This is a genomic window from Bacillus cereus group sp. RP37, from assembly GCF_040459695.1.
Taxonomy (GTDB): Bacteria; Bacillota; Bacilli; order Bacillales; family Bacillaceae_G; genus Bacillus_A.
The window spans coordinates 5300001-5302500 of the sequence record NZ_JARVHP010000001.1; the positions used below are offsets into that span (position 1 = coordinate 5300001).

A 2500-nucleotide genomic window follows, 5' to 3' on the forward strand; every position below is an offset into this window, starting at 1 on the left:
GCTCTACCAAGCTGAGCCACTTCCCGAAAGAAAACGCGCCCGAGAGGAGTCGAACCCCTAACCTCTTGATCCGTAGTCAAACGCTCTATCCAATTGAGCTACGGGCGCATATGGTGCCGAGGGCGGGGGTCGAACCCGCACGGTGGTCACCCACCGCAGGATTTTAAGTCCTGTGCGTCTGCCTGTTCCGCCACCCCGGCATGTCATATTGAAAATTGGAGCGGAAGACGGGATTCGAACCCGCGACCCCAACCTTGGCAAGGTTGTATTCTACCACTGAACTACTTCCGCAAGACATGTTTGAGTTATTTTATTAAAAGTGCGGGTGAAGGGAGTCGAACCCCCACGCCAAAGGCGCTAGATCCTAAGTCTAGTGCGTCTGCCAATTCCGCCACACCCGCATATTTCATTAAAATGGTGAGCCATGAAGGATTCGAACCTTCGACCCTCTGATTAAAAGTCAGATGCTCTACCAACTGAGCTAATGGCTCTTGCAATAAAAACTGGTGCCGACTAGAGGACTTGAACCCCCAACCTACTGATTACAAGTCAGTTGCTCTACCAATTGAGCTAAGTCGGCTAAATGGTGGAGGATGACGGGATCGAACCGCCGACCCCCTGCTTGTAAGGCAGGTGCTCTCCCAGCTGAGCTAATCCTCCGAATTGCCTGGCAACGTCCTACTCTCACAGGGACAAGGTCCCAACTACCATCGGCGCTAGAGAGCTTAACTTCCGTGTTCGGTATGGGAACGGGTGTGGCCTCTCTGCCATCATTACCAGACTGTATTCATTTAAGACAAGAATCATTGTAACTTATTTAACTTTAAAAGTCAACAAGTTTTTTATATTCTTTCAAAACTAGATAACATTGCTTCATATTATATGGTTAAGTCCTCGATCTATTAGTATTCGTCAGCTCCACATGTCACCATGCTTCCACCTCGAACCTATCAACCTGATCATCTTTCAGGGATCTTACTAGCTTACGCTATGGGAAATCTCATCTTGAGGGGGGCTTCATGCTTAGATGCTTTCAGCACTTATCCCTTCCGCACATAGCTACCCAGCTATGCCCTTGGCAGAACAACTGGTACACCAGCGGTGCGTCCATCCCGGTCCTCTCGTACTAAGGACAGCTCCTCTCAAATTTCCTACGCCCACGACGGATAGGGACCGAACTGTCTCACGACGTTCTGAACCCAGCTCGCGTACCGCTTTAATGGGCGAACAGCCCAACCCTTGGGACCGACTACAGCCCCAGGATGCGATGAGCCGACATCGAGGTGCCAAACCTCCCCGTCGATGTGGACTCTTGGGGGAGATAAGCCTGTTATCCCCGGGGTAGCTTTTATCCGTTGAGCGATGGCCCTTCCATGCGGAACCACCGGATCACTAAGCCCGACTTTCGTCCCTGCTCGACTTGTAGGTCTCGCAGTCAAGCTCCCTTATGCCTTTGCACTCTACGAATGATTTCCAACCATTCTGAGGGAACCTTTGGGCGCCTCCGTTACACTTTAGGAGGCGACCGCCCCAGTCAAACTGCCCACCTGACACTGTCTCCCGGGTCGATAAGACCCGTAGGTTAGAATTTCAATACAGTCAGGGCGGTATCCCACCAGCGCCTCCACCGAAGCTAGCGCTCCGGTTTCAATGGCTCCCGCCTATCCTGTACAAACTGTACCAAAATTCAATATCAGGCTACAGTAAAGCTCCACGGGGTCTTTCCGTCCTGTCGCGGGTAACCTGCATCTTCACAGGTACTATAATTTCACCGAGTCTCTGGTTGAGACAGTGCCCAAATCGTTACACCTTTCGTGCGGGTCGGAACTTACCCGACAAGGAATTTCGCTACCTTAGGACCGTTATAGTTACGGCCGCCGTTTACTGGGGCTTCAGTTCAGAGCTTCGCTTACGCTAACCCCTCTCCTTAACCTTCCAGCACCGGGCAGGTGTCAGCCCCTATACTTCGCCTTACGGCTTCGCAGAGACCTGTGTTTTTGCTAAACAGTCGCTTGGGCCTATTCACTGCGGCTTTCCGTTAAGAAAGCACCCCTTCTCCCGAAGTTACGGGGTCATTTTGCCGAGTTCCTTAACCAGAGTTCTCTCGCACACCTTAGGATTCTCTCCTCGCCTACCTGTGTCGGTTTGCGGTACAGGCACCTTTTATCTCGCTAGAAGCTTTTCTTGGCAGCGGGGAATCAAAGACTTCGCTCCATAAGGAGCTTCCCCATCACAGCTCAGCCTTCACGATAAGCGGATTTGCCTACTTATCAGCCTAACTGCTTGGACGTGCACAACCAATCGCACGCTTCTTCTATCCTTCTGCGTCCCTCCATTGCTCAAACGATAAAGAGGTGGTACAGGAATATCAACCTGTTGTCCATCGCCTACGCCTGTCGGCCTCGGCTTAGGTCCTGACTAACCCTGAGCGGACGAGCCTTCCTCAGGAAACCTTAGGCATTCGGTGGACGGGATTCTCACCCGTCTTTCGCTACTCATA

At 51.8% G+C, this 2500-nt stretch carries 8 tRNA genes and 2 rRNA genes (2 of these 10 only partly in view); all 10 read right to left on the bottom strand.

Features of this window, described 5'->3' with window-relative positions:
* Nucleotides 1–26, bottom strand: a tRNA-Pro gene (locus QCI44_RS27865); it reaches 48 nt to the left of the window's first position.
* A gap of 8 nt (nt 27–34) precedes the next feature.
* Nucleotides 35–108, bottom strand: a tRNA-Arg gene (locus tag QCI44_RS27870).
* Between the two features lie 3 nt (nt 109–111).
* Nucleotides 112–200 (bottom strand) — tRNA-Leu (locus QCI44_RS27875).
* Nucleotides 201–216: 16 nt separating this feature from the next.
* Nucleotides 217–291, bottom strand: a tRNA-Gly gene (locus QCI44_RS27880).
* A gap of 29 nt (nt 292–320) precedes the next feature.
* Nucleotides 321–401, bottom strand: a tRNA-Leu gene (locus QCI44_RS27885).
* 14 nt (nt 402–415) lie between these two features.
* A tRNA-Lys gene (locus QCI44_RS27890) sits at nt 416–491 on the bottom strand.
* Between the two features lie 13 nt (nt 492–504).
* Nucleotides 505–580 (bottom strand) — tRNA-Thr (locus QCI44_RS27895).
* 4 nt (nt 581–584) lie between these two features.
* Nucleotides 585–660, bottom strand: a tRNA-Val gene (locus tag QCI44_RS27900).
* Between the two features lie 5 nt (nt 661–665).
* A 5S ribosomal RNA gene (gene rrf / locus QCI44_RS27905) occupies nt 666–781 on the bottom strand.
* A 101-nt stretch (nt 782–882) separates the two neighbouring features.
* A 23S ribosomal RNA gene (locus tag QCI44_RS27910) occupies nt 883–2500 on the bottom strand (it continues 1304 nt past the right edge of the window).